Genomic DNA, 25797 nt, shown 5'->3' with positions numbered 1-25797 from the left:
GGCCGCGTTGCGGCCCATCGCAGGCACGCCAGCGCCTACAGGGACGGCAACTGGCTGGAGGCCTGTGATGATCCTGTAGGGGCTGGCTTGTCTGCGATAGGCTGCAACGCGGCCCGAAAAAATGTCAGACGATGCGGACTTTCAGGGAGCGGCCCTTGATCTTGCCGCTATTCAAGCGTTGCATGGCCTGCTTGGCCAGCGCCCGCTCCACCGCCACAAACGCCTGGAAATCAAAGATCGCAATCTTGCCCACCTGCTTGCCGGGGATACCGGCATCACCGGTCAGCGCACCGAGAATATCGCCCGGGCGCAGTTTGTCCTTGCGCCCGGCTGCGATGCACAGCGTACTCATGACCGGCAGCAGCGGCTCACCGCCCTTGTTCTTGAGACTGTCCAACAGGTCCCAGCGCAGCGGGCTCTTCTGCAAGGCTTCGATGGCCTGGGCGCGATGGCCTTCGGCAGGTGCGACCAGGCTGACCGCGATACCCTTCTCGCCAGCGCGGCCGGTGCGGCCCACGCGGTGCACGTGGATTTCGGCATCACGCGCCAGCTCTACGTTGATAACCATGTCCAGGCCGTCGATATCCAGGCCACGGGCGGCCACATCGGTGGCCACCAGCACCGAGCTGCTGCGGTTGGCGAACATGGTCAGCACCTGGTCGCGATCACGCTGCTCCAGGTCACCGTGCAGCGCCTGAGCCACGATGCCCTTGGCCGTAAGGTGGGCCACCACGTCTTCGCACTGCTGCTTGGTGAAGCAGAATGCCACGCAGGACTGCGGGCGATAATGGCCCAGCACCCGGGTAACCGCTTCAAGGCGCTGTTCGGGAGCGATTTCGATGAAGCGCTGCTCGATCTGGTTGTCGGTATGCAGGCTTTCGACTCTGACCTGCTGCGGGTCGCGCATGAAATCGGCCGCCAGCTGCTTGATGCCAGAGGGATAGGTGGCGGAGAACAGCAAGGTCTGACGGCGCGCTGGGGTCTTGGCGATGATGCTGGCGATGGCATCGAAGAAGCCCATGTCGAGCATGCGGTCGGCTTCGTCGAGGATCAGCGTGTTCAGGCCGCCCAAAACCAGCGTGCCCTTGTCCAGGTGCTGCTGGATGCGGCCCGGGGTGCCGACGATGATGTGCGCGCCGTGCTCCAGAGAGGCGATCTGCGGGCCCAGCGACACGCCGCCACACAGCGTCAGGATCTTGATGTTGTCTTCGGCACGGGCCAGGCGACGCAGTTCCTTGGCCACCTGGTCGGCGAGCTCGCGGGTAGGGCACAGCACCAGCGCCTGGCAGCCGAAGTACCGAGGGTTGATCGGGTTGAGCAAGCCGATACCGAAGGCGGCGGTCTTGCCGCTGCCGGTCTTGGCCTGGGCGATCAGGTCCTGGCCCTTGAGAATGACCGGCAGGCTCTGGGCCTGGATCGGCGTCATCGAGGTGTAGCCGAGAGCGTCCAGGTTGGCCAGCATGGCGGCGGACAACGGCAAGGTGGCAAAGGCGGTGGAATCGGTGGTCACGAGGCGGGCCTGCGGTGCGAAGCGAAAAATGCTGCACAGTCTACCAGCCCCGACGCCATTCGCCCTAAGACTCCACGTGCTCTTCCGGACGACGGGCACGCCTTCCGTCCGTCGGCGCCAGTTGCAGGAAGATGGCCGCCGCCAGCATGGCCATGATGCCGATGGTGAAGAACGTCAGCTGGAACGCACCCAGGGTGGTTTCCACGCCTTCGGCGCTGCCTGCTGCCGTGAAGCCGCCCAGCAGCGCGCCAGCACAAGCCACCCCCAGGCTCAGCGACAGCTGGGCCACCACCGACAACAAGCTGTTGCCGCTACTGGCGCTGGCATCGTCCAGGTCGATCAGCGTCACCGTGTTCATGGCAGTGAACTGCAGGGAGTTCACGGCGCCCAGCAGGCCCAGTTGCACCAGCAGCAACCAGTACGGGGTCTGCTCGTCCACCAGGCCCAGGCCAGCGAGCAGCACGCCCAGCAGCACCGTGTTGCCAGTCAGGATGATGCGGTAACCGAGCCGTTCGATCAGCGGCCTGGCGACGGACTTGGCGACCATGGCCGCCGCCGCCAAGGGGATCATGCTCATGCCCGCCTGGGCCGGTGAATACCCAAGCGCTACCTGAAGCAGCAGCGGTACCAGGAACGGCAGTGCACCGCTGCCCAGGCGGGCGAACAGGTTGCCCAGGATACCGATGGCGAAGGTACGTACGCGGAACAGGCTCGGAGAGAACAACGGCTCCGGGTCGCGCCCGGCTCGCAGCCAGTAGGCCGCCAGGCAGGCCATGCCGGCGAACAGCAGCAACATGACGCGCAAGTGCGGCAGGTGCAGCTCGCCCAGGCCTTCCATGGCGATGGTGATCAGCACCATCGCGGCGCCGAACAGCAAAAAGCCCGGCCCGTCGAACGTAGTGCGCTCGGCGCCGCGCAGGTCGGGTATGAACTTCCAGACGGCGTAACAGCCCAGCAGGCCGACCGGCAAGTTAAGCAGGAAGATCCAGTGCCAGCTCAGGATCTCCACCAGCCAGCCACCTACCGTGGGGCCCAGCAATGGCCCGAGCAGACCAGGGATGGTGATGAAGCTCATGATGCGCACCAGTTCGGTGCGAGGGTAGGCGCGCAGCACCACCAGCCGGCCGACCGGCAGCATCAGCGCCCCGCCGAGCCCTTGCACGATCCGCGCGAAGATCAGAAAGCCCAGGCTGTTGGCCACTGCGCACAGCAACGAGCCGAAACTGAACAGCAGGATGGCGCTGAAGAAGATGCGCTTGGTGCCGAAACGGTCGGCGATCCAGCCCGAGGCGGGGATCAGCAAAGCCACGGTGAGCATGTACGAAATGATCACACCCTGCATGCGCAAGGGGTCTTCGGCCAGGGAGCGGGCCATGGCGGGCAGCGCGGTGTTGAGAATGGTGCCGTCCAGCGACTGCATGAAGAAGGCGATCGCCACCACCCATGGCAGCCAGCGGGCGGTGATGGGGTCGAGCGGGTTGCGTTCGGGCATGACGTCCTCGTCTGTCTGTACTGGCCTCTCGACGGCAAGCGCCGCGCCTACGGGGCGGGGCAGGCGTGGCTACCGCCGTGAGATGGCCGGCAAAATCCAATCACAATGTCAGCGTCAGCGCTTTGACCAGCGCGCCGGGCAAATGACTCGATCCGGTGCTGCGTTGCCCGTAAGTGCTGGTCGACAGAATCAGCTCCCGCTCGCACGTCAACGCCTCCAGTTGCTCGCCCAGCAGGTTGTACAGGCTGTCATCGAAGCGCATCGTGTTGACCGGCCCCTGGATCTGCCCGTCCTGCACCCAGAACGTGGCGAAGCGGGTCAGGCCGGTCATGCGCGCTGCGGGCAGGTCGGAGTAGTTCAAGTACCACAGGTTGCTGATGTACAGGCCGGTGCCGAGCCGCTCCAGAACCTGTTCACGGGGTAATTGGCCGGGTGCGAGGCTGAGCGCACAGGGCGACTCGTGGCTGTCGGCCCCGTTGGCCAACACCCCGAACTCGGCCGCGCTGCGCGCGCAAACCAGGCGTCGTGCTGGCTTGCCCTGCTCGATCAGCGCCACGTCCAGGCGCGGTGAGCCCTCGTCGGAGAACGCTGGACTCAGTGAGCCGCTGACCTGCTCGGTGAAGCTGATCAGTGGGCTCAGGGTGGCGTCACCGCTGTACAACCGCTGCAGGGCACTGCTGCCGGTCGCCAGGGCCTGCGCCGAGAAGCCACCCCAGCACAGCATGCCGGCGATTTCGTCCATGGCCGCTGGCGCCAGGTAGGCGCGGTAGCTGCCCGGTTGCAGTACCACCGGCGCACGCCCCAGGTAGCCCAACTGTGCCCGAGCCTGACGCAGGCGGGCGGTGAAGTCGTCGGCACGCCATACCTGCCCGGCATAGTTGGCCTTGACCGCCTGGCCGCTCTCGTGGAACAGGCTCCAGTCGATGTTGAAGCTATTGGCCTGGTGCCAGCCAAAGGCGCCGAACGAGCTGGCGAAACCCCGCCAGATCGGGCCTGCGGCATAAATGCCGACCAGGTCCAGGTCACCGGTTTCCTGTTCCAGCAGGGCCAGCACCTCATTCAGGTCGGGCAGAGCATGCGTCTGTTGGCTATCACTGCGCCAGGCACTTTCATCCAGCCTCAGGTACGGGTCTGCCGCCAGTAGCGGCAGCATCTGGCGCAGTTGCGACAGGGCATCGAGCAGGCGCTGGCGGTCCAGGTGCGCATCACCGCTAAGGGTCACTTGTTGCTCGGCCTGACGACCAGCGTGGATCAAGCGCAGGTGAGCACTGGCCTGGCTCACCTCGCCCGCCTGACGGACCTTGGCGTGGTTAAAGCGCACGAATTGCGACTGCTCGGCGCTCAACCCCAGGGTGTAGTGTTCGCCTGCTTGCAGGGCAGCGCCCAGGGTGTCGATGAGTGATTGGAAGGCCTGTTTCATCATGCATCTCCTCCAAACACGTCGATGGCGCTGAACACGCAAGCTGGCGAGGCGTGCCCAACCCGGATCACCTGGTTGGGCTCGCCCTTGCCACAATTGGGCGTCCCCAGGACCTGGAAGGTGCTGCGGTCGCCGACGGCGGCCAGGTTGCGCCAGAACCGTGCGGAAATGCCGCGGTAGTTGGGGTTCTTCACGATGCCCTTGAGTTCGCCATTCTCGATCAGTTGGCCCCATTCGCAGCCGAACTGGAACTTGTTGCGCGCATCGTCGATGGACCAGGACCGGTTGGTGCGCATCAGGATGCCATGCTCGATACCTGCGATCAGCTGATCCAGGGACTGGTCGCCCGGCTCTATGTTCAGGTTCGCCATGCGGTCGATCGGCGCCCGGTTCCAGCCGCAGGCGCGGCTGTTGGCCACGCCGCCAAGACCAGAGCGGAACTGGGAAAGGGCACCGCCCAGCGGGCGCAGCAGCACGCCGTCCTGAATGAGAAATTGCTTGCTGGCCGGCGTGCCATCGTCGTCGTGGCTGTAGCTGGCCAGCTCTTCGTTCAAGGTCGGGTCGAAGGTTACGTTCAGCAGGGAAGAGCCGTACTGCAACTGGCCAAAGTCACTGGCTTTGACGAAGCTGGTACCGGCGTAGTTGCGCTCATCGCCCAGGATGCGGTCCATCTCCAAGGGGTGGCCGATGGATTCGTGGATCTGCAGCATCATCTGGTCAGGCATCAACAGCAGGTCGCGTACGCCGCTGGGCGTGTTCGGCGCCTGCAGCAATTGCAGGGCCTGGTCGGCAACCTGCCGGGCCGAGCCCCTCAGGCCGCAGCGCTCGATGATTTCGAAGCCGCCCTGCTGACCGAAGTTCTCCCTGCCCAGGCTGCGGCTCTGGCTGTCCTGGCCATCGCTGGCCGTCACGGCCAGGCCAGGGAACAGAAAGCGCTGGGCCTGGCGCAGTTCGGCACCGGCCGAGTTCAGGTAAGTCTGCTCGACCAGGCTCATGCCAAGGCTTGCCTGCCAGTCCACCAGGCGCGAGTCCGACGGCACGCTGGCCGACTCTTCGGCGAGCAAGCCGAGGCAGTCGGCAAGGCCCGGCATCGGTTGGTCGAAATGAGGCGAAAGGTAATCGTGGCGCCCGGTCGGCACAGGCTGTTCGCGCAGGTCCAGCAGGCTGTAGCGGGCAATCTGTCGAGCGAGGGTTTCAGCCTGCTCCAATGCGCGCTGCAGGCCACTCTGGGACAGATCGGCCGTGGCGGCGTAGGCCTCCACACCGTTGATGCGCACGGTCAGCATGGCGCCCTCGTCCTGGCTCAAGGCAGGCGGCTCGGCGACGTTGCGGCGCACGGACAATGCCTGGTGCGACTGCCTGACATGGCGCAAGGAAAACAGATCGGCCGTGCTGCGCAGGGCGGCGAAGCGCTGGCGCAGCAGGGTGCTGGAATCGAACATGGACAAGCCTCCGGATACACGGTGGCTCCCTGGAACCACGCGCTGGGCAATGCCGAGACGGGCCGCGCTGCGGGCTCGGGCAATGCCGGGTCATTATGGCAGCCTACTGATGTGCTGGTCAGGCATTAACGGGCGTTTGCGTTGCGGCGAACTCTGAGTCGGCTTCTTTTTGAATCGCAGCCTTGAGCACTGCGTGCAAATGCACGGCCACAGGGTGCGCGGTGTCTGTCAACAGGTAGATGCCGTGCGCGGGAAGCGTCGGCAGGTCCTGGTCATGCAAAAAAACGAGCGAGTCGTCGGCTTCGAGTTCCTCGACGATGCCAACTGCCAGGCCACTTTTGACACAGGCCAGTACCGCATGCCAGTTGGCACTTTCCAGCAGGATACGGTACGCAATGCCTTCGGCTTTCAATGCCTGTACCGCTGCCTCCCGGTAGGGACAGCCCTTTAGCTGCAATGCCAGAGGTAGCGGGCGGCTGTGATCGCGGATGAAGCCCTTCGCGGCGGCCCAACGGGGTTTTGTGGGGCGCAGCCAGTCACCCTGTTGGATGTGCTCGCTGCTGACCGCCACGGCCAGGTCTAGTTGCTGCCTGGCAAACAGGTCCAGCAACTGCGCGCTGGAGCACGCCACAGCTTCCAGCTCCATCTTCGGATTACTGGCAACGAATACCGGCAGGCATTCACTCATGAGCGTGGCGGCATAGCCATCCGGTACCCCCAGACGGACTTTGCCTGTCAGTTGCCGGGGGGACAGCGTCGCCAGCAGCTTGTCGTGGGCGATCAGAAAGCGTGTCGTCTCGCCCAGTAGATGCCGGCCTGCGGGGGTGAGCTCCACTGCCTGGTTGCTGCGCGCAAACAGCTGTTGGCCAACCTGCTCTTCGAGCTTCTGTATCTGCGTGGTCACCGCTGAAGGACTGCGATGGACATAGTCTGCCGCTGCGTTGAAACGACCGAGTCGAGCCACGGCCTGAAAAGTTCGCAACACATTGATATCTAGACCTTTGCCCATGAAAGCACCTGGTTTGGCTGGATCGAATCAGCACTTCGATTTAATCAACTGTACAGGCTTTATACCCCTTCCTAAGGTGAGGTCAACGAATGTCCAACTGCCGAAATGCCTAGGCAGCGGGCACCGGATAACAGCGTGCCTGCGCTCTGCGCCTAGCCAAGAGGCTGAGTTTGTTTAATGAGCGCTTGGCTGATCGGGTAGAGGTGGGTGGCCGTAAATCCACTCTTTACCATCGCCCGCGTCATTTGGAGGTGTAGAGATGCAACATAACTGGCCCTCCCACATTTTCCTGCAAACAACCTTTGTCCTGTCCTGGAGTTCCGGTTTCATTGGCGCCCGGCTCGGCACGCAGGATGCAGGCGCAGTGAACTTGCTGTTCTGGCGCTTCCTGTTGGTCAGTCTTTGTTTATTGCCGTTTGTTTTGCATCGATTACGTAACCTGTCCTGGGCGCAAGTTCGCTACAACGCGGTCATCGGCTTCCTGGCTCAGTTCGCTTACCTGATCAGTGTCTACATTGCCATACGCGGTGGCTTGCCTGCGGGGATAGCCGCCATCATCTGCGCGCTGCAGCCCCTGATCACGGCGGCGATGGGTAGTGCGGATCAGCAGGAGCGAAGCGGCAGGCAGGAGTGGCTTGGGCTGGTACTCGGGTTTGCCGGGGTCAGTGTGGTGATTCTTGGTGAGTACAGCCTGTCTTCCACTCGGCTCGAGCTATGGCTGTATGCGCTGCCGCTGATTGCCGCGATCACGTTATCGATCGCCACCCTTTACCAACGGCGACAGTCGGTCATGGGCACGGATCACAGTAAAGAGGGCTTGTTGATGCCGCTCTTCCTGCAATCGAGCGCGACGCTGGTACTGCTCAGTGTCACAGGAGTGCCGTTGCGCCTGATCGAGCTGCCCAGCAGTGCTCAGGTATGGGTGGCGGTGGCGTGGTTGACCTTGTTTTCGACCTTCATCGCCTACCTGAGCCTGTGGATACTCTTGACCAAACTGTCGGCAACACGGGTGTCCGCGTTGGTTTACCTGGAACCCCCTGTAACGCTCATTTGGGCGGCGTTGATGTTCGGCGATGCCATTCATTGGACGACCTACCTGGGTATCGCGATAGTCGCCACTGGCATTGCCATCACCCGCACCGCTCGACGTGTGCCGTCAGCAGGGGAGTGCCCGCAACGATGAGCGGGCCAAGGCCACTTTCTAGAACCACTCTTGTTGCATGTTCAAGCTGGTGTCATCGCGCGCTTCAAGCAAGGCCAGGTCTGCATGGCAGCCCGGTATTTCGCAGGTCAGGAAATACCGGGCTGCCTGCAGCTTGCCGAGGTAGAAGTCGCGGTCAGCCGCGGCGCGCTGAAGCAGACCGAGTTCGGCATGAATCGCCTGTTCCAGCCAGCGCCAGCCAATCACGCAATGGCCGAAGACCTTGAGGTAAAGGGCCGAGTTGGCCAGGGCGCCGGCGACCTTGCCCTGGGCCAGGTCGCCGAGCAGGGCAAGGGTGACACCTTGCAAGCGATTGACCAGCTGTTCCAGTGGCTGGCGCAGCGGGTCGAGGTTGGGGTGATGGCTGGCGCGCTCACCAGTGACAGCGATCAGGCGCATCAAGTGCTTGAGCCCGGCACCCCCGTTCTGGGCCAGCTTGCGGCCCAGCAAATCGAGCGACTGGATGCCCTCGGTCCCTTCGTGGATGGGGTTCAGGCGATTGTCACGGTAATACTGCTCGACCGGGTACTCCCGGGTGTAGCCGTGGCCGCCGAGAATCTGGATGGCCAGTTCGTTCGCTTTCAGGCAATACGCCGAGGGCCAGGATTTGACGATGGGCGTCAACAGGTCGAGCAGCGCCTGGGCCTGCTGGCGAGTGTCTTCATCGGGCGCCGTGTGGGTGTCGTCGAACAGGCGCGCCGCATACAAGCCCAGGTCGAAAGCGCCTTCCACATAGGCCTTTTGCGCAAGCAGCATCCTTTTGACATCGGTGTGCTCGATGATCGGGATGGCCGGGGTTTGCGGGTCCTTGTTTTCGGCTGATCGGCCCTGTGGGCGCTGCCGCGCATAGTCCAGCGAGTACAGGTAACCGGCGTAACCGAGCATGACCGCGCCCATGCCGACGCCGATGCGTGCTTCGTTCATCATCTGGAACATGCAGGCCAGGCCTTGATGTGGCTGGCCGACCAGATAGCCCACGCACTGGCCGTTGTCGCCGAAGTTCAGCGCCGTGGACGTGGTGCCGCGCCAGCCCATCTTGTGAAACAGCCCCGCCAGCACTACGTCATTGCGCGAGCCCCGGCTGCCGTCGGGCCCGACCAGGTACTTGGGCACGATGAACAGCGAGATGCCTTTGACCCCCGGTGGGGCATCCGGCAGTTTGGCCAGGACCATGTGCACGATGTTTTCCGACAGCTCATGGTCACCGCCGGAGATGAAAATCTTGTTGCCCCGGAGCCGGTAGCTGCCGTCACCGGCCGGTTCTGCGCGGGTGCGGATGTCAGCCAGCGATGAGCCGGCGTGGGGTTCGGTCAGGGCCATGGTGCCGAAGTAGCGGCCCTCGATCATCGGCTGCAGGTACAGGCGCTTTTGTTCTTCGCTGCCGAAGCTCTCGATCAGGTTGGCCGCGCCCATGGTCAGAAACGGGTAGGCGGTGGTGCCGGCGTTCGCCGCCTGAAAATGGGCAAAGCAGGCTTGTGACACCAGGCTGGGCAACTGCATGCCCCCGACCTCGAAGTCGCGATTGGCGTTGAGAAACCCGGCTTCAAGAAATGCATCCACTGCAGGCTTGACCTCAGGGATCAGCTCGGCGCGGCCGTCTACGTAGCGCGGTTCGTTTTCGTCAGCTTTGCGGTTGTGGGGGGCGAAATATTTCTCGGCGATGGTGCGCGCGGTGGTCAGCGCAGCGTCGAAGGTTTCACGGCTGTGCTCGGCAAAGCGCGGGCGTTGGGTCAGGGCTTCGGCGTCGAGGACTTCGTAGAGCTCGAAGGTCAGGTTGCGAGGGCTGAGCAGGGTCTCGGGCATGGGGCGGTCCTAGAGCGGGCTTGGTGCGAGTCTAGGATTGGCCGAACAGGGCTGGCTACCATGATTGATTCAGATGATGTTCAGTCACAGATTCTCGTATTTGGAACGTCTGATGTTGGTTGACGGGGCGAAGGGGCTGGGTTGAGTGAGCGTCAAGAGAAGCAGGTGTTCATAGTAATATTGCAGCACCTTTGAGATCAAAAGGCATGCATCTGTCAGCCTTGGCACCTTTCAAGCTCTGATGTTCCACTGACGGCATGAAGAATTTGAGGCATCAGAGACTTGTTCGTAGAAGACAGCATGAAGCTAGCTTCCTGCGTGCGTTGCAGAAACTTCCTACGACCGCGGTGATGGAAAATGAGATAGATATTGAATCTTCACTGTGGTGGAGGAATTTCATGGACAGGATTTGTGAGTGGCGAGACGTCTGGAAAGAAGAGTTAGAGAAGGTTGAAGATCCTTTTTTTGCTTGTTCGGTAGTTCAGAAAGCTTTGCTGGAAAATACCACCCTGAGTGGGCTGCGTGATTTCCAGAAGGCTTGTGATCTGCCGCCTGGGCGTCCTCTGCTGCAGGCTGATATCGAGCGAGCTTTGAAGCTGGTAGAGGACGGCAGGTGGTTTGTTATTCGGGAGAAACCAATTTCTCCGATTGATATAGCGCGTTACCCTCGCTTGAGATGGGCGGAATCAAAGCTGGACCTACTGCTATCTGAGAGCAAATACCCAGAGGTTAAAGGCCCTGGAAAGTGGAAAATATTCAGTATTGATACAAATTTACTGTGGTCGGGTGTGGCATTGGCCGCAAACTTTTTAACATCTCGAGGGGATGAGGGGCGTCTTTTTCCGAGCGAGGGGAAAGACTATGCCAATACCCGTAGGCTTGTAAGTCAGAGGTGGGTACCGTTGGGTGAAAATGAGCGGAGTTTCGTCAGGTTATCGGCTATACATCGATATGGCGATGTACGACGGATAACGCAGAACTATGTACAGGCTGACGATGCATGGGCGATCACGGGGCAGTCTTGGCACTGGCGTCCTGTGGTGCCTGACGAGGAGTATGAGTACAGAAGGGGCGCCTATTGATGGTCTCAAATATGAATAAGCCACGATCAATATACTTGTTTTGGGCAAGTATGGATGCTTTTTATATTGTTTTGTACATCTTGCGTAGTGCCGCCCGAGGCGCAATACCTTTTTGGTCAGATTTGAACAGTGGTCTTGAAGTGGTGCGGAGTTGGGGTGGTCCAGGGTTCGTGATTTGGGTCGGGCTGTTTTTACAGCTTTCAGTTATTGTTACGTGTGTGAGTTTTTTTAAGTATCAAAAATTCGCGGTGTTTTTGGCGGTAGTGCAGATGCCACTCAGATTGTTCTTCATTGTCCCGTCAATTTCGGTGGTTTTGCTCTTACCTATGGTAGTTGCTGGCATCAATAACTGGATGTGGGTTGGGTTGTTGATTGCCTCAGAGGCGATTAAGGGATGGAGTATCTGGCGGCTTTGGCGTACCTCTGGATCGCCCATCTTGGAAAGATAGTATGGCCGATGCTGCGGGCGGCGTTCGGTCTCCGGCGCTGCAAAGGGTGGAGACTGTCTGCCCATCCCCAGCCTCAAGTCATGCACTCCATAAAAAAGGGAGAGCCGAAGCTCTCCCTTTTTCTTCAACAACCCTCAGCCTCAGCCAATGGTCATCAAGCTGGCGTTACCCCCAGCCGCCGCAGTGTTCACACTCACCGCCCGCTCGATTACCAGACGCTCCAGTGCAATCTGATGATCACCGCTGGACAAGCCGTGTACCCCGACAATCGCCCCGGCACGCTTGGCCACCTGCTGGCAGACACTGCGCAGCTGGTCCGAATCGCCGTGATGGATCACGGCATCGAACGCCACTTCGTCCTTGCTCCAGTCCGGTACCAGCTTCACCTTGGCCTGCAGTTCGCGTGGCAGGCGGGCGCGCAGGGCCTTGCCGGGTTCGCCGTCGGCCCACACCGCTGAGCTTCCCACCGCCAGCACGGCGGCGAACTGCGCCAGCAGGTCGGTTTCGTTGTCCGCCAGGCACAGCACGTGTTCGCGTGGCAGGATGGTGTAAGTGTTGCGCTCGCCGGTCGGGCCAGGCAGCAGACGGGCGATACCGCTCTGCGACTGGCTGGCGAACTGGCTGCACAGCACGGCGAGGTCGGACAGCTGATTGCTCTCGGCCCAGGCCTTCAGGGCGTGGAGCGGCTTGACAAGCTGCTCGTGCAGCGCGCGGTCTGGCTTGGCTTCGCCGTCCTGGTGCTGGAAGTGGCTGCCGATGGCGTCCGCCGGGCGGGTCGACAGCAGGCGGTACAGGTACAGCGGGCCGCCGGCTTTCGGGCCAGTGCCCGACAGGCCTTCGCCACCGAACGGCTGTACGCCCACCACGGCACCGACAATGTTGCGGTTGACGTACATGTTGCCGGCATGGGCCGACTCGACCACCTTGGCGATGGTTTCGTCGATGCGTGTGTGCACACCCAGGGTCAGGCCATAGCCCGAATTGTTGATCTGCTCGATCAAATGGTCCAGGTTGCGGCGGTTGTAGCGCACCACGTGCAGTACTGGGCCGAAGATCTCGCGCTTGAGCTCGTCGAAGCTGTCCAGTTCGATCAAAGTTGGCATCACGAAGGTGCCACGCTTGATCTCGGCACTGTCGGCAATCGCCACCTGATAGACCGAGCGGCCTTTCTCGCGCATGCCCTGGATGTGCTTCTCGATGCCAGCCTTGGCTTCAGCGTCGATCACCGGGCCGATATCCACGGCCAGGCGATCCGGGCAACCGAGCCGGCTTTCGGCCATGGCGCCCTTGAGCATCTCGATCACGCGGTCGGCGGAGTCTTCCTGCAGGCACAGTACGCGCAGCGCGGAGCAACGCTGGCCGGCACTGTCGAAGGCTGAGGACACGACATCGATCACCACCTGCTCGGTCAGTGCCGAGGAGTCGACGATCATCGCGTTCTGGCCGCCGGTTTCGGCGATCAGTGGCACTGGGCGACCCTGGTTGTCTAGGCGGCCTGCCACGTTGCGTTGCAGCAGGCGAGCCACTTCGGTGGAACCGGTGAACATCACGCCCTTGACGCGCTCGTCACCCACCAGGCCAGCACCGACGGTTTCGCCGCGGCCCGGCAGCAGTTGCAGGACACCTTCCGGAATGCCGGCTTCCAGCAGCAGGCGCACGGCCTGGGCGGCGATCAGCGGGGTTTGCTCGGCAGGCTTGGCCAATACTGGGTTGCCGGCGGCCAAGGCTGCGGCTACCTGGCCGGTGAAGATCGCCAGCGGGAAGTTCCATGGGCTGATGCACACCACAGGGCCCAATGGGCGGTGGGCATCGTTGCTCAGGTCGTTGCGCGCCTGGACGGCGTAGTAGCGCAGGAAGTCGACGGCTTCGCGCACTTCGGCAATGGCGTTGGCAAAGGTTTTGCCGGCTTCGCGGATCAACAGACCCATCAGGGGCTGAATCTCGGCTTCCATCAGGTCGGCCGTGCGTTCCAGGATGGCGGCGCGCTCGGCTGGCGGGGTGGCCTGCCAGATGGGCGCTGCGTTGAGTGCGCACTGGATGGCATTGTCGACGTCTGCAACGGTCGCTTCCTGAACGTGGCCGACCACATCGCGGTGATCGGCAGGGTTCAGCACCGGCGTTGCCGCGCTGTCACTGGCGGTGCAGGCCAGCAGCGGACCGGCTTTCCAGTCGTTGTTGGCGGTGGCCAGCATGGCGCAGGACAGCGAAGCCAGGCGGTGTTCGTTGGCCATGTCGATGCCGGCGGAGTTGGCCCGCTCGGTGCCGTATAGGTCACGTGGCAGCGGAATGCGGGGGTGTGGCAAGCCGATGCGGCCTTCCTGGGTACCCATGCGCTCGATGCTGGTAACAGGGTCGGCGACCAGTTCCTGGATGGAAATGGACTGGTCGGCGATGCGGTTGACGAACGAGGTGTTCGCGCCGTTTTCCAGCAGGCGGCGAACCAGGTAGGCCAGCAGGGTTTCGTGGGTGCCGACCGGCGCATACACGCGGCAAGGGCGGTTCAGCTTGCCGTCGGCGATCTTGCCGACCACCTGTTCGTACAGCGGCTCACCCATGCCGTGCAGACACTGGAACTCGTACTGGCCGGGGTAGTAGTTCTGCCCGGCGATCTGGTAGATGGCCGACAGGGTGTGGGCGTTGTGCGTGGCGAACTGCGGGTAGATAGCCTCGGGCACAGCCAGCAGCTTGCGCGCGCAGGCCACGTACGACACGTCGGTGTAGACCTTGCGGGTGTAAACCGGGTAGCCCTCCAGGCCTTCGACCTGGGCGCGCTTGATCTCGCTGTCCCAGTAGGCACCTTTCACCAGGCGGATCATCAGGCGGTGGCGGCTGCGCTTGGCCAGGTCGATCACGTAGTCGATTACATACGGGCAGCGCTTCTGGTACGCCTGGATCACGAAGCCGATACCGTTCCAGCCGGCCAGCGCGGGCTCGAAGCACAGGCGCTCGAGCAGGTCCAGGGACAGCTCCAAGCGGTCGGCTTCCTCGGCATCGATGTTCAGGCCGATGTCGTATTGCTTGGCCAGCAGGGTCAGGGACAGCAGGCGCGGGTACAGCTCTTCCATCACCCGCTCGTACTGGGCACGGCTGTAGCGTGGGTGCAGGGCCGAGAGCTTGATGGAGATGCCCGGGCCTTCATAGATACCACGGCCGTTGGAAGCCTTGCCGATCGAGTGGATGGCTTGCTCATAGGATGCCAGGTACTTCTGGGCATCGTGCTCGGTGAGTGCTGCTTCACCGAGCATGTCATAGGAATAGCGGAAGCCCTTGGACTCGAAGCGCGTGGCATTGGCCAGTGCTTCGGCGATGGTTTCGCCGGTGACGAATTGCTCGCCCATCAAGCGCATGGCCATGTCCACGCCCTTGCGGATCATCGGCTCGCCGCTCTTGCCGATGATCCGGGTCAGCGAGGAGGTCAGCCCGGACTCATTGTGGGTGCTTACCAGCCTGCCCGTCAGCAACAGGCCCCAGGTGGCGGCGTTGACGAACAGCGACGGGCTGTTGCCCAGGTGCGGCTGCCAGTTACCGGTGCTGATCTTGTCGCGGATCAGGGCGTCGCGGGTGCCTTTGTCGGGGATGCGCAGCAGCGCTTCGGCCAGGCACATCAGCGCCACACCTTCCTGCGAAGACAACGAGAATTCCTGCAGCAGGCCTTGAACGATGCCGGCCCGGCCACCGGTGCTCTTCTGGTTGCGCAGCTTCTCGGCGATGCCGGCAGCCATCTTGTTGGCCGCGTCGGCAAGCGGAGCGCTCAGGCGCGCCTGCTCCAGCAGCATCGGCACCATTTCCTGCTCGGGCCGACGGTAGGCGGCGGTAATGGCCGAGCGCAGGACCGACTGCGGCAGGATGCTTTCGGCGAATTCCATGAAACTCTGGTGACCTTGCTCGGGCTGTACATCGCCGGCTTCATCGCTCAGGCCCAGGGCCTGGCCACTGATTTCGGTCAGGGTCGCGCCACCCTCGAGCTTCTCCAGGTAGCTGAAGATCGCTTGCTTGATCAACCAATGCGGCGTGCGGTCCACGGACAGCGCAGCGGCCTTGAGTCGTTCACGGGTAGGGTCGTCGAGTTTGACCCCAAGGGTGGTCGTCGCCATTTCTTATCCTCATTATTGCCACGAGTGCGGCTTAAGCTGGCGACAAGATTATCTGTAGGAAAACGCGGGTGCAACCAGGTGCAACCCTAAAATGTCGCGAATAAGGTGCAACTCGTCAGGCTGTCGTTTTTAGTGAGGGTCAAAGCGTCAAGTCGACGAGATTTTGTTCTATAAAAGGGCAACGCCTGCCTCAATAGGGAGCAAAAACGGGGCTTTGTCTGAAAAAGCATACTTGGGTGCAACTTCAAAGTGAAAAATGGTTGCACCGGATTTATGTTGTTGAATAGCATCTGCCGCCTGGGTGCAACCACCAATGATGTGGGTGCGCATGAGATAACAACAAACGCCAGGGCCAACACATGGGTAATCCGTTAACGATCACATTCGTGATCTACATCGCAGCAATGGTGCTGATCGGCTTCGCTGCCTACCGCGCCACCAAGAACCTTTCCGACTACATCCTTGGCGGTCGCAGCCTTGGCAGCGTGGTCACCGCGTTGTCGGCCGGTGCGTCTGACATGAGTGGTTGGCTGCTGATGGGCCTGCCCGGCGCCATCTATTTCGCGGGGCTGTCGGAAGTCTGGATCGCCATCGGCCTTACCGTCGGCGCCTACCTGAACTGGCTGTTCGTTGCCGGTCGCCTGCGCGTGCAGACCGAGCACAACGGCGATGCGCTCACCCTGCCGGACTATTTCTCCAGCCGTTTCGAAGACAAGAGCGGCCTGCTGCGAATCATCTCTGCCATCGTCATTCTGGTGTTCTTCACTATCTATTGCGCCTCCGGCATCGTGGCCGGTGCTCGCCTGTTCGAAAGCACCTTCGGCATGTCGTACGAGACAGCGCTGTGGGCAGGTGCTGCCGCTACCATCATCTACACCTTCGTCGGTGGCTTCCTGGCCGTGAGCTGGACCGACACGGTCCAGGCATCGCTGATGATCTTCGCGCTGATCCTGACGCCGGTGATCGTGCTGATCTCCACCGGTGGCTTCGACCAGACCTTCGCCGCCATCGAAGCCGTCAACCCGGCGCACTTCGACCTGCTCAAGGGTGCGAGCTTCATCGGGATCATCTCGCTGATGGGCTGGGGCCTGGGCTACTTCGGTCAGCCCCATATTCTGGCGCGCTTCATGGCCGCCGACTCGGTGAAGTCCATCGCCAACGCACGCCGCATCTCCATGACCTGGATGATCCTGTGCCTGGCCGGTACCTGCGCCGTCGGTTTCTTCGGCATCGCCTATTTCTCGGCCCACCCTGAGGTGGCCGGGCCAGTGAATGAAAACCACGAGCGCGTGTTCATCGAGTTGGCGAAGATCCTGTTCAACCCGTGGGTCGCCGGCGTCCTGCTGTCGGCCATCCTGGCGGCGGTGATGAGTACCTTGAGTTGCCAGCTGCTGGTGTGCTCGAGTGCGCTGACCGAAGACTTTTACAAAGCCTTCCTGCGCAAGAACGCCTCCCAGCGAGAACTGGTGTGGGTCGGTCGTCTGATGGTACTGGCCGTGGCCTTGATCGCCATCGCCATGGCTGCCAATCCTGAAAACCGCGTGCTGGGCCTGGTGGCCTACGCCTGGGCCGGCTTCGGCGCTGCATTCGGCCCTGTCGTGCTGATCTCGGTGCTGTGGAAGGGCATGACGCGCAACGGCGCGCTGGCCGGTATCGTGGTGGGTGCGCTGACCGTGATCCTGTGGAAAAGCTTCGACACCATGGGCCTGTACGAAATCATCCCTGGCTTCCTGTTCGCCAGCATCGCCATCGTCCTGGTGAGCAAGCTGGGCCGCCCATCGCAGGCGATGGTCAGCCGCTTTGAAACGGCAGATGCGGCTTATCGCGCTGACAAGTGACAGCCACCAAGGCTCGCTGCTAGCTGAAAGCCGGACCCGCTCCAGCAGTGTCCGCACGGCCTTTGAGGGTTCGTGCAGCACTGCGGTGGCGGGTTCGTTGTTTTCTGGGGACCGTCAGGCCTGACGTCGTTTGCCAGGCAGGGTAAACTTGCGTCCTGCGCAGGAGTTGCCATGAATTATCGTCACGCCTTCCACGCCGGCAACCATGCCGACGTTCTCAAACATATTGTGCTGACCCGCCTCATCGCCCTGATGTCGCGCAAGGAGCAACCGTTCGCCTACCTCGACACCCATGCCGGGCTGGGGTTGTACGACCTCAAGGGTGATCAGGCGAGCCGAACCGGTGAGTACCTCGAGGGGGTCGCGCGGCTGTGGAACCGTGATGACCTGCCGGCCATGACCGCCGATTACCTGCGCGTCATCAAGCGCCTGAATGCCGATGGCGAGCTGCGCTACTACCCAGGCTCCCCTGAATTGGCGCGTCGCCTGATGCGCCAGCAGGACCGCGCCTTGCTCAACGAGAAGCACCCCGAGGACGGGCCGCTGCTTAAGGAAAACATGAAGAAGGATCCGCGCGTGGTCGTGCACCTGGGCGAGGGTTGGCACGTGCCGCGCGCCTTGTTGCCCGTGCAGGAAAAACGCGCGGTCATGCTCATCGACCCGCCGTTCGAGCAGGCTGATGAGCTGAAGCGTTGCACGGCTGCGATGAAGGAAGCCATTGGTCGGATGCGCCAGACGGTGGTGGCCATCTGGTACCCCATCAAAGACCAGCGCTCGCTGACCCGTTTCTACCAGGACCTCACCAGCACTGGCGCGCCCAAGCTGTTGCGTGTCGAACTGTATGTGCACCACCAGGACAGCCCGCAGGGCCTCAATGGATCCGGGCTGGCCATCGCTAACCCGCCTTGGGGGCTAGAAGATGAGCTCAAGGAACTGCTGCCTTGGCTCGCCCGGGAATTGGCGCAGACCGAGGGCAGCTACCGCATGGATTGGCTGATCGCCGAATGAGGCCTGGCGGTCGCTGACGGGCCCATTGCGGTCGCCCCGGCTAGGCCGCGCCAGTGACCGCGTGATGGGTGAGCTGCGGGATTGCCGTGTTTGTGGAGTTTGTGCCCTGGCCAAAGGCGTAGCCTTTGCAGAGGCATGCGCACGCTGCGCTTTGCGTTATAATCCCGCCTTTTAGCCGCCACCCGCCCACCAGGCCGCTGGCGCATCTTTATCGAATGAAGAGGCCTATCCCTTGGCATTGACGATTCTTGGCCTGTCCGGCGCCCTCAGCCATGACCCTTCCGCGGCCCTGTACATCGACGGCAAGCTGATTGCCGCCGCCGAAGAAGAGCGTTTCGTGCGCGACAAGCATGCAAAAAACCGCATGCCCTACGAATCGGCGAAGTTCTGCCTGGAACAAGCCGGTATCAAGCCCTCCGACGTCGATGTCATTGCCATCCCGTTCGCGCCCATCAGCCTGTTCGGCAAGGCGCGCTGGCACTACGCCAAACGCTACTGGTACGCACCGGACCGCGCCCTCGACGCGATTCTGATGGGCAACCGCCGCTACAAGCGCTACCGCAAGAAGATCGTCTGGTGCCTGGAACAGCTGGGTTTCGACCCGAAAAAGGTCAAGATCGAGCCCGTGGAACACCACCTGGCTCATGCCTCCAGCGCCTATCACTGCTCCGGCTTCAAGGAAAAGACCGCGATCCTGGGCATCGACGGCAAAGGCGAGTACGCCACCACTTTCTTCGGCTACGGCGAGAACGGCAAGATCCACAAGATCAAGGAGTTCTTCGATCCGGATTCGCTGGGGGGCCTGTACGGTGCCATCACCGAATTCCTCGGGTTCGAAATGCTCGACGGCGAATTCAAGGTCATGGGCATGGCGCCCTATGGCGATGCCAGCAAATATGACTTCTCACGCCTGGCCAGTTTCGAAAACGGCGAGTTGGTGATCAACACCGACTACGCCAACGTCATTGGCTTGCGCCGCTACAAAGAGAAAGGCAAGGGCTTCTACTTCTCGCCCAAGTTGATCGAATGGCTGGGGCCCAAGCGCGAAGGCGACATCGCTGACGAGCCGTACATCCATTACGCAGCCAGCATGCAGGCACTGTTCGAGAAGATCGCCCTGCAGATGATCGACCACTACCTGGGCGACACCCTGCGCGAAACCGGCAAGCTGGCCTTCGCCGGCGGTTGTGCGCTGAACGTGAAGCTCAACCAGAAGATCATCGCCCGTCCCGACGTGAAGGAACTGTTCGTGCAGCCAGCCTCCGGCGATGCCGGTACGGCAGTGGGGGCGGCCGCCTACGTGTCCCACGCCCGCGGCGTGCCGGTCGAGAAGATGGAGCACGTCTACCTCGGCCCGTCCTACTCCAACGAAGATGTGATCGCAGCCTGCGCCCGTCACCCCAACGCGCCGAAATGGCGCAAGCTCGACGACATGCCGCAGCGCATCGCCAAGATCATGGTCGATGGCAACCCGGTGGCCTGGTTCCAGGGCCGCATGGAGTTCGGCCCTCGTGCCCTGGGTGGCCGCTCGATCATCGGTTGCCCGAGCGTGCCGGGCGTGGCCAACCGCATCAACGAGCAGATCAAGTTCCGCGAACGCTGGAGACCCTTCTGCCCGTCGATGCTCGATACGGTCGCCCCGCAGATGATCAAGGTCGACCACCCGGCGCCCTTCATGACCTTCACCTTCGAAGTGGCCGAGGAGTGGAAGAGCCGCGTGCCGGAGGTGGTCCATGAAGACGGCACTTCCCGTGCCCAGGTGCTCAAGCGCGAGTACAACCCGCGCTACTACGACATGATGAAGGCGCTGGAGACGTTGACCGGTAACGGCGTCTCGCTGAACACCTCGCTCAACCGCCGGGGTGAGCCGATGATCTGCTCGCCGACCGATGCCCTGAACATGTTCTTCGGCTCCGATCTGCAGTACCTGATCATGGAAGATATCCTTGTCGTCAAGGACGGCGCTGCCGCCTATGAACAGCCGCTCTGAACCGCGCATCCTGCAGTTCTGTCATGGCTATGACGGGCCTTTCCTCGATTGTGCCCGTCAATACGCCAGCCTGTTCGAGGGCAGCGGCTACAAGGTCACGACCGTGTTTCTGACTGGTGCAGCCGACCCGCAGGTGGCGGCCGGCTGTGGGTCGGATGAAGTGCTGTTTCTGGAGTTCAGTTCCAAGGCGGTCCGTGGCCTGAAGCTCGGCGCGATCCGGGCGTTGCGCAAGATCGCGGCCCAGCGCGACTTCGCGTTCTGCATCGCTCACCGTTTCAAGCCGATCTACGTCGCCTTGCTCGGGACCCGGTTACCGGTGATAGGCGTGCACCACGCCTTTGGCGACTATGAGCGCAAAGGCCGGCGCCTGTTCGCCAACCTGTTCAGCAAGCGCTTGAGCCTGTTGGGTGTATCCGACGCGGTGCGCGACGACATGCGCCGCTGCCTGGCGCAGTGGCCCGCCGACCGCATCCAGACGCTGTACAACCGCATCGACATCGCCACCCTTCAAGCCGCCCTGGTGCCGCGTGCCGAGGCACGCGAAGCCTTGGGGCTGGATGCGCAGGCCTGGGTGGTGGGCAATGTCGGTCGGTTGCACCCAGACAAGGACCAGGCCACCTTGCTGCGCGGCTTTGCCCAGGCGTTGCCGGCATTGCCGGTTGGTGCGCGCCTGGCCATCCTGGGCAAGGGCCGCCTGGAATCCAAGCTAAAGGCCCTGGCCCGCGAGCTGGGCATTGCCGATCAGGTCGACTTCCTGGGGCAGGTGCCCGATGCGCGTCGCTATTTCCAGGCCTTCGACGTGTTCGCCTTGAGTTCCGATCATGAGCCCTTCGGCATGGTCCTGCTCGAAGCTATGGTCGCTGGCGTCCCGGTGTTGGCCACGGCCTGTGGCGGTGCGCGGGAAGTGGTCGAAGGTGTCGGCATGCTGTTCCCCCTGAGCGATGCCAGCCAACTGGCGCAAGGCCTCGAACGCATGGCCGCGCTGGACGACTCGCAACGCCGGGTGTGCGCCGAGCATATGCTCGAACGCCTGCGCGAGCGTTTCTCGGACCAGGCGGTGCGCGACACCTTCTGGCAACTGCCCCAGGTTCGCGCGTTGGTGGGGGCCTGATGTTCAATCCTGTAAAAGCCCTGCGCGAGCGTGGCTGGCAAGTCATCGATGCGCAGACCTATGCCCAGGCCTGGGCGCGTTTCGGCGGCAGTGTCGCCACCCATCCCCTGGTGGTCTCGCAGTTGGCGGACCTGGCGCAGATCCCCGTGCGTTACCTGGCCTGGCACCAGGCCGGCGAGCTCAAGGCGGCCATCCCCACCTGGGGGCGTCACCTGGCGCTGTCCAAGGACGTGCTCAAGCGCAGCGGCAAGAAGGCATTGTTCGACCTGGGCAATGCCGAAATCATCCTGCCTGCGGCAGCCGACGCCGCCGCGCCGCTGCGCCATGGCGCACGCTACCTGTCCGAACTGAACCAGGGCCGCTTTGTCGGCCTCAAGGCGCAGAAAGAACAGCTGGCGATGGCCCGTGCGCCAGAAGACCTGTCGAAGAAATTCCGTTACAACCAGCGCCGTGAACTGCGGTTGCTGGAAGAAGCCGGTGGCGTGGTGCGGCCGATCAGCGACTTCGATGCCGCTACTGTCGCCGCCATGTATTGCGACCTTTTCCAGCGTCGCTGGGGGTTCGCAGCCACTGGCGCCGAGCGCATGGGCGACGTGATCGAGCGCCTGCGGGACCTGCTGATCGGCTCAGTCTTGCTGCTCGATGACAAGCCTATCGCCATCCAGCTGGTGTACCGCGTCGAGGCGCCTGAATGGATCAGCGTCGAATACGTCAATGGCGGCGTCGACCCTGAGACCAAGGCGTTCAGCCCCGGCAGCGTGCTGAGCTTCCTTAATACCCAGGCCGCCTGGGAGGACGCCCGCGCGCGCAACAAGCCATTGCGGTTCTCGTTCGGCCGGGCCGACCGCGAGTACAAGGACCGCTGGTGCCACCCTGTGCCGGTGTACCAGGCGTGAGCCGCAAGCAGCAGTTGCTAAAGCGCCATCGGCGCAACAAGCGCTTCGGGCTGCTGATGGCCCTGGTGGCGTTGATTGCGCTGGGTGCGTTCATCTGGTGGCTGCCGTTGTTGTTCCTGCCGCTGCTGTGGGTAGCCCACGAGGCGTGGCTGGCCGACCACCTGTTTTACACCCCGGCCGGCGACTACACCTATGCCTTCGATGGGGCCGATGAAGTGATGGGCGTAAGCCTGCAGGGCGGCCGTTTGCAATTACCCGCAGCGCCCGTCGCTGAAGGTGCAACATGGGTGCTGCAGGTTGAACTGCGTTGCGCCCTGCTGGGCAGGTTTTTCGACCCCGGGGTGTACATCGAAGGCGCAGGCGGCAAAGACCTGCAGGTGTTCGAGCGCGGTGTTCGCGGCAAGCGCTACCTCAACCTGACTGGGTTCGACACGGTGCTGCGTCAAAGCCAGATCACCTTGCGCGGGCGCTTCTGCCGGCTGGTGGGCCAGCCGCGCCTGTGGATGTTCCAGCAGCCAGACCTGCGTCGCAAGCGGGTGATGGTCATCGCGCCCCATGCCGATGATGCCGAACTCGCCGCCTACGGCCTGTACAGCCAGGCAGACGAAGCCTGGATCGTGACCCTGACCGCTGGCGAAATCGAGGCCGAGCACTACCAGGCCATGGGCCTGTCATCTGCCGAGGCTGCGCGCCTCAAAGGGCGCTTGCGGGCCTGGGACAGTATCGCGGTGCCTCGCTGGGCGGGCGTTGCGCAAGAGCGCTGCGTGCAGTTGGGCTACTTCTGCCTGCAATTGCCCGCCATGCGGCAGGCACCGACCACCCCCTTCGGCTCGCGCGAGGCGGACATGACCGACACGCGCCCCTTCCGTACCCTCAACGCGCTGCCTTTGCCGGGCGACGACGGCGTTCCGACCTGGCAGAACCTGCTGGCCGACGTGCGCGCGTTGGTACTACAGGCGCGCCCGGAAGTGATCGTGATGCCGCACCCGGTGCTCGATCCGCATCCTGACCACGTGGCTGCCCAGCAAGCGCTGCACGAAGCGTTGCAGGGCCTGCAGTGGCAACCCGAAATCCTGCTGGGCTATGCCAATCACCTGCACGACAACGACCGCTGGCCCATGGGCGACAGCGGTGCAGGCGTGGCCTTGCCGCCGGTTACCAGTGAGTTTTCGGTCGGGCACCCTTGCACCCTGGTGCTGGACCGCTCACTGCAACATGACAAGGCCATGGCATTGGGCATGATGCACGACCTGCAGCCCCGCCCGCCCTTCAAGCGCCGAGTACGCCGAGTGATCCAGCGCTGGTTGGCAGGCCGGCGCAGTTCGCCTTACGGCGAGAACGAATTTTTCCGCAAGGCCGTGCGTCGCCACGAGCTGTTCTGGGTTCTGACGGACCGCCACCAAGGTGTACATCGGGAAAACGTATGAAGCGTTTCAAAGTCCTGCAACTGCAACCGGACTACAACATCAAGCAGCACGATTTTGCCGACCTGGCCGAACAGATCTTCAAGGCGCTGCCAGCGGATCGGTTCGAAACGACCATGGCCTTTCTCAAGGGCCGGCCTGCGCCTGGCCAACCGGTCAGTCGCGCCGACCATTCGGTGTACTTCGACTTCAGCGACGGTGCGCTCAAGGGCATGCGCCTCAAGGCACTGTGGCAGCTCTACCGGTTTTGCCGGCGCGAACGCTTCGACGTGGTGATCTGCAACCGCTTCAAGCCTGTGAACATGCTGTTGCAACTCAACCGTTGGTTGAAGATCCCGTTGTGCATCGGCATTTCCCATGGCTTTGGCGAGTATGACCGCACCTATCGCCGTCGTCAGACCCAGCGCCTGATCGACGGTCATTGGCAGTTCGTGGGTGTGTCGCCGGCAGTCAAGCAATACCTGCTGGACTGCAAGTGCGGTTTCACCGATGCCAACACCCATGCCATCACCAATGCCATCGACACGGATCAGGCCCAGGCGTTGCAGTTGGACAAGGCCGAGGCCCGCACACAACTTGGCCTGGCCCAGAACGTTCGCATGGTCGGGGCGCTGGGCCGCCTGGTGCCGGTCAAGGGCCATACCTACCTGATCCAGGCGTTTGCCGCCTTGAAGGACAAGTACCCCACCGCGCAACTGGCGATCATCGGGGCGGGTCGTGAGCAGGCGCGCCTGCAGGCCGAGATCGATCGCCTGGGGCTGACGGGCAGGGCGCACTTGCTGGGCTTTCGTGACAACGCCCTGCGCTATGTCCGTGCGTTCGACATCTGGGCCATGCCATCGCTGGCCGAAGGTCTGGGCCTTGCCCTGCTCGAAGGTATGAGCGGGCGTTTGCCGGTCATCGCCAGCGACGTGCCGGCCATGTTGCCGCTGATCACCGGCGCGGGCGGCGAGGTGGTCAAGCCTGCGGACGTTGCCAGCCTGACCACAGCACTGGACCGCTACCTGGCGCTGGATGACGCGGCGTTGCACGCCAAGGGCGAGCAGGCCTATCACTACCTCAATCAACACCACGACATCGACGTGTTCCGTCAGCAATACCTGGCGCTGATCGAGTCGGGCTTGGCTGCGAAGGAGCCGAAATGAGTGCGGACCCAACCCTGGTCACGGTGATCATCGCATCGTACAACCATGGCCCATACATCGAGCAGAGCATTCTCAGCGTGCTGAACCAGACCTACCCGCACATCGAGCTGCTGGTGGTGGACGACGGCTCTACCGATGACAGCGTCGAGCGTATCGAGCGCCTGCAGGCGCAGCACGGTTTCGATTTTCGCGTGCAGCGCAACAAAGGCCTGACCCACACGCTCAACGAGGCCATTGCGCGGGCCAAGGGCTCGCTGATTGCGCCGTTTGGTTCCGACGACATCATGATGCCGGACCGCATCGCGATCCAGGTCCAGTACATGGCCGACAAGCCCGAAGTGGGTATCTGCGCTGGCAACATCGAGCTCATCGATTCCCAGGGTGAGCTGTTCCCCGAAGCGCGGCAGCGCCGCGAAGTCCCATTCAGGCGCCTGGACTTCGAGGACATGTTCCTTGAGCGCAAACCCTACCCACCTGCGCCCACGCTGCTGATTCGCCGCGAGGCACTGGAGAAGGTGGGCGGCTTCGACCCGGATATCCGCCTGGAAGACCTGTTGATCGAACTGAAGGTGACCCATGCCGGGTACTTCATCGATGGCCTGAGCGTGGTCATGGCGCGCTACCGCAAACATGCCAGCAACTCGTACAAGAACCACCGTTTCATGATCGACAACATCCTGCGCACCTATGCCAAGTTCAAGGATCATCCGGCCTATGAGCAGGTCAAGTTCAAGGCGTTGAACTCGATGTTCCTCAAGGTGGCCAACCGTGATCGCAAGCTGGCCCGCGAACTGCTGGCGCAGATTCCACTGCGCGCCTATACGCGCAAGACCTGGCGCGGGCTGGGGCGATTGTTCTTCTCGCCATTGGAAAAGGGCTGAAG

Annotated in this window: 18 protein-coding genes; 11 read left to right on the top strand and 7 right to left on the bottom strand. The window is 62.5% G+C overall.

The annotated features are described in order from the left end of the window. Positions 1-124: 124 nt before the first annotated feature. The 5 genes from dbpA to FS777_RS01500 all read right to left on the bottom strand — a co-directional run bounded on the left by dbpA (position 125) and on the right by FS777_RS01500 (position 6873). On the bottom strand, positions 125-1462 hold the full coding sequence (gene dbpA, locus FS777_RS01520) for an ATP-dependent RNA helicase DbpA (RefSeq protein WP_230375157.1): 1338 nt from the start codon (positions 1460-1462) through the stop codon (positions 125-127). A gap of 112 nt (positions 1463-1574) precedes the next feature. After that, complete coding sequence (gene mdtD / locus FS777_RS01515; RefSeq protein WP_058638894.1) at positions 1575-3002, bottom strand: multidrug transporter subunit MdtD; 1428 nt, start codon at positions 3000-3002, stop codon at positions 1575-1577. A 100-nt stretch (positions 3003-3102) separates the two neighbouring features. Continuing rightward, complete coding sequence (locus tag FS777_RS01510) at positions 3103-4422, bottom strand: TldD/PmbA family protein (protein ID WP_145253702.1); 1320 nt, start codon at positions 4420-4422, stop codon at positions 3103-3105. Further along, positions 4422-5864 carry a TldD/PmbA family protein gene (locus FS777_RS01505; RefSeq protein ID WP_058638896.1) on the bottom strand — a complete coding sequence of 481 codons (1443 nt, stop codon included), beginning with the start codon at positions 5862-5864 and terminating at the stop codon, positions 4422-4424. The genes FS777_RS01510 and FS777_RS01505 overlap by 1 nt, the downstream gene beginning before the upstream one ends. 118 nt (positions 5865-5982) lie before the next feature. Further along, a complete protein-coding gene (locus FS777_RS01500) occupies positions 5983-6873 on the bottom strand; it encodes a LysR family transcriptional regulator (protein ID WP_145253700.1) in 891 nt (296 codons plus the stop codon). Between the two features lie 259 nt (positions 6874-7132). Between FS777_RS01500 and FS777_RS01495 the strand changes: the two genes are divergently transcribed. After that, a complete protein-coding gene (locus FS777_RS01495; RefSeq protein WP_058638898.1) occupies positions 7133-8056 on the top strand; it encodes a DMT family transporter in 924 nt (307 codons plus the stop codon). A gap of 18 nt (positions 8057-8074) precedes the next feature. Here the strand turns inward: FS777_RS01495 and FS777_RS01490 are convergent, their stop codons facing one another. Beyond that, positions 8075-9877, bottom strand: a complete 1803-nt coding sequence (locus tag FS777_RS01490) for an acyl-CoA dehydrogenase (RefSeq protein WP_145253696.1) — start codon at positions 9875-9877, stop codon at positions 8075-8077. A gap of 350 nt (positions 9878-10227) precedes the next feature. Between FS777_RS01490 and FS777_RS01485 the strand changes: the two genes are divergently transcribed. Then, entirely contained in the window at positions 10228-10959 is a 732-nt protein-coding gene (locus tag FS777_RS01485) for a hypothetical protein (RefSeq protein ID WP_145253693.1), read from the top strand. Positions 10960-10970: 11 nt separating this feature from the next. Continuing rightward, positions 10971-11408 carry a hypothetical protein gene (locus FS777_RS01480; RefSeq protein WP_230375151.1) on the top strand — a complete coding sequence of 146 codons (438 nt, stop codon included), beginning with the start codon at positions 10971-10973 and terminating at the stop codon, positions 11406-11408. 140 nt (positions 11409-11548) lie between these two features. Here FS777_RS01480 and putA read toward each other — a convergent pair whose 3' ends face one another. Next, complete coding sequence (gene putA / locus FS777_RS01475) at positions 11549-15502, bottom strand: trifunctional transcriptional regulator/proline dehydrogenase/L-glutamate gamma-semialdehyde dehydrogenase (protein ID WP_058638902.1); 3954 nt, start codon at positions 15500-15502, stop codon at positions 11549-11551. 359 nt (positions 15503-15861) lie between these two features. Between putA and putP the strand changes: the two genes are divergently transcribed. The 8 genes from putP (at position 15862) to FS777_RS01435 (ending at position 25795) form a co-directional block, all read left to right on the top strand. Further along, positions 15862-17340, top strand: a complete 1479-nt coding sequence (gene putP / locus FS777_RS01470) for a sodium/proline symporter PutP (protein ID WP_058638903.1) — start codon at positions 15862-15864, stop codon at positions 17338-17340. A gap of 171 nt (positions 17341-17511) precedes the next feature. Beyond that, positions 17512-18348 carry a 23S rRNA (adenine(2030)-N(6))-methyltransferase RlmJ gene (locus FS777_RS01465; RefSeq protein WP_078477889.1) on the top strand — a complete coding sequence of 279 codons (837 nt, stop codon included), beginning with the start codon at positions 17512-17514 and terminating at the stop codon, positions 18346-18348. Between the two features lie 232 nt (positions 18349-18580). After that, complete coding sequence (locus tag FS777_RS01460) at positions 18581-20338, top strand: carbamoyltransferase (protein WP_058604017.1); 1758 nt, start codon at positions 18581-18583, stop codon at positions 20336-20338. Further along, entirely contained in the window at positions 20322-21449 is a 1128-nt protein-coding gene (locus tag FS777_RS01455) for a glycosyltransferase (RefSeq protein WP_078477890.1), read from the top strand. Before FS777_RS01460 ends, FS777_RS01455 begins: the two co-directional genes overlap by 17 nt. Further along, positions 21449-22345: an antimicrobial resistance protein Mig-14 gene (locus FS777_RS01450; RefSeq protein ID WP_058638906.1), complete on the top strand. Its 897-nt coding sequence runs from the start codon at positions 21449-21451 to the stop codon at positions 22343-22345. Before FS777_RS01455 ends, FS777_RS01450 begins: the two co-directional genes overlap by 1 nt. Next, complete coding sequence (locus FS777_RS01445) at positions 22342-23772, top strand: PIG-L deacetylase family protein (protein ID WP_078477891.1); 1431 nt, start codon at positions 22342-22344, stop codon at positions 23770-23772. Before FS777_RS01450 ends, FS777_RS01445 begins: the two co-directional genes overlap by 4 nt. Then, positions 23769-24914, top strand: a complete 1146-nt coding sequence (locus FS777_RS01440; protein WP_058638907.1) for a glycosyltransferase — start codon at positions 23769-23771, stop codon at positions 24912-24914. Before FS777_RS01445 ends, FS777_RS01440 begins: the two co-directional genes overlap by 4 nt. Further along, positions 24911-25795, top strand: a complete 885-nt coding sequence (locus tag FS777_RS01435; protein WP_058604013.1) for a glycosyltransferase — start codon at positions 24911-24913, stop codon at positions 25793-25795. Before FS777_RS01440 ends, FS777_RS01435 begins: the two co-directional genes overlap by 4 nt. Positions 25796-25797: the final 2 nt, after the last annotated feature.

Source organism: Pseudomonas sp. DE0157, assembly GCF_007678615.1.
GTDB lineage: Bacteria > Pseudomonadota > Gammaproteobacteria > Pseudomonadales > Pseudomonadaceae > Aquipseudomonas > Aquipseudomonas parafulva_B.
Note: the sequence above shows the minus strand (reverse complement) of the source record. Positions and strands in the feature narration are given on the sequence as shown.

Bases quoted from the DNA above. Each gene is read 5' to 3' on its own strand.
- putP (WP_058638903.1), top strand. From the start codon at position 15,862: ATGGGTAATCCGTTAACGATCACATTCGTGATCTACATCGCAGCAATG.
- FS777_RS01435 (WP_058604013.1), top strand. From the start codon at position 24,911: ATGAGTGCGGACCCAACCCTGGTCACGGTGATCATCGCATCGTACAAC.
- mdtD (WP_058638894.1), bottom strand. From the start codon at position 3,002: ATGCCCGAACGCAACCCGCTCGACCCCATCACCGCCCGCTGGCTGCCA.
- FS777_RS01465 (WP_078477889.1), top strand. From the start codon at position 17,512: ATGAATTATCGTCACGCCTTCCACGCCGGCAACCATGCCGACGTTCTC.
- FS777_RS01505 (WP_058638896.1), bottom strand. From the start codon at position 5,864: ATGTTCGATTCCAGCACCCTGCTGCGCCAGCGCTTCGCCGCCCTGCGC.
- putA (WP_058638902.1), bottom strand. From the start codon at position 15,502: ATGGCGACGACCACCCTTGGGGTCAAACTCGACGACCCTACCCGTGAA.
- FS777_RS01450 (WP_058638906.1), top strand. From the start codon at position 21,449: ATGTTCAATCCTGTAAAAGCCCTGCGCGAGCGTGGCTGGCAAGTCATC.
- FS777_RS01480 (WP_230375151.1), top strand. From the start codon at position 10,971: ATGAATAAGCCACGATCAATATACTTGTTTTGGGCAAGTATGGATGCT.
- FS777_RS01455 (WP_078477890.1), top strand. From the start codon at position 20,322: ATGAACAGCCGCTCTGAACCGCGCATCCTGCAGTTCTGTCATGGCTAT.
- FS777_RS01495 (WP_058638898.1), top strand. From the start codon at position 7,133: ATGCAACATAACTGGCCCTCCCACATTTTCCTGCAAACAACCTTTGTC.
- FS777_RS01500 (WP_145253700.1), bottom strand. From the start codon at position 6,873: ATGGGCAAAGGTCTAGATATCAATGTGTTGCGAACTTTTCAGGCCGTG.
- FS777_RS01485 (WP_145253693.1), top strand. From the start codon at position 10,228: ATGGAAAATGAGATAGATATTGAATCTTCACTGTGGTGGAGGAATTTC.
- FS777_RS01440 (WP_058638907.1), top strand. From the start codon at position 23,769: ATGAAGCGTTTCAAAGTCCTGCAACTGCAACCGGACTACAACATCAAG.
- dbpA (WP_230375157.1), bottom strand. From the start codon at position 1,462: ATGCTGGCCAACCTGGACGCTCTCGGCTACACCTCGATGACGCCGATC.
- FS777_RS01490 (WP_145253696.1), bottom strand. From the start codon at position 9,877: ATGCCCGAGACCCTGCTCAGCCCTCGCAACCTGACCTTCGAGCTCTAC.
- FS777_RS01510 (WP_145253702.1), bottom strand. From the start codon at position 4,422: ATGAAACAGGCCTTCCAATCACTCATCGACACCCTGGGCGCTGCCCTG.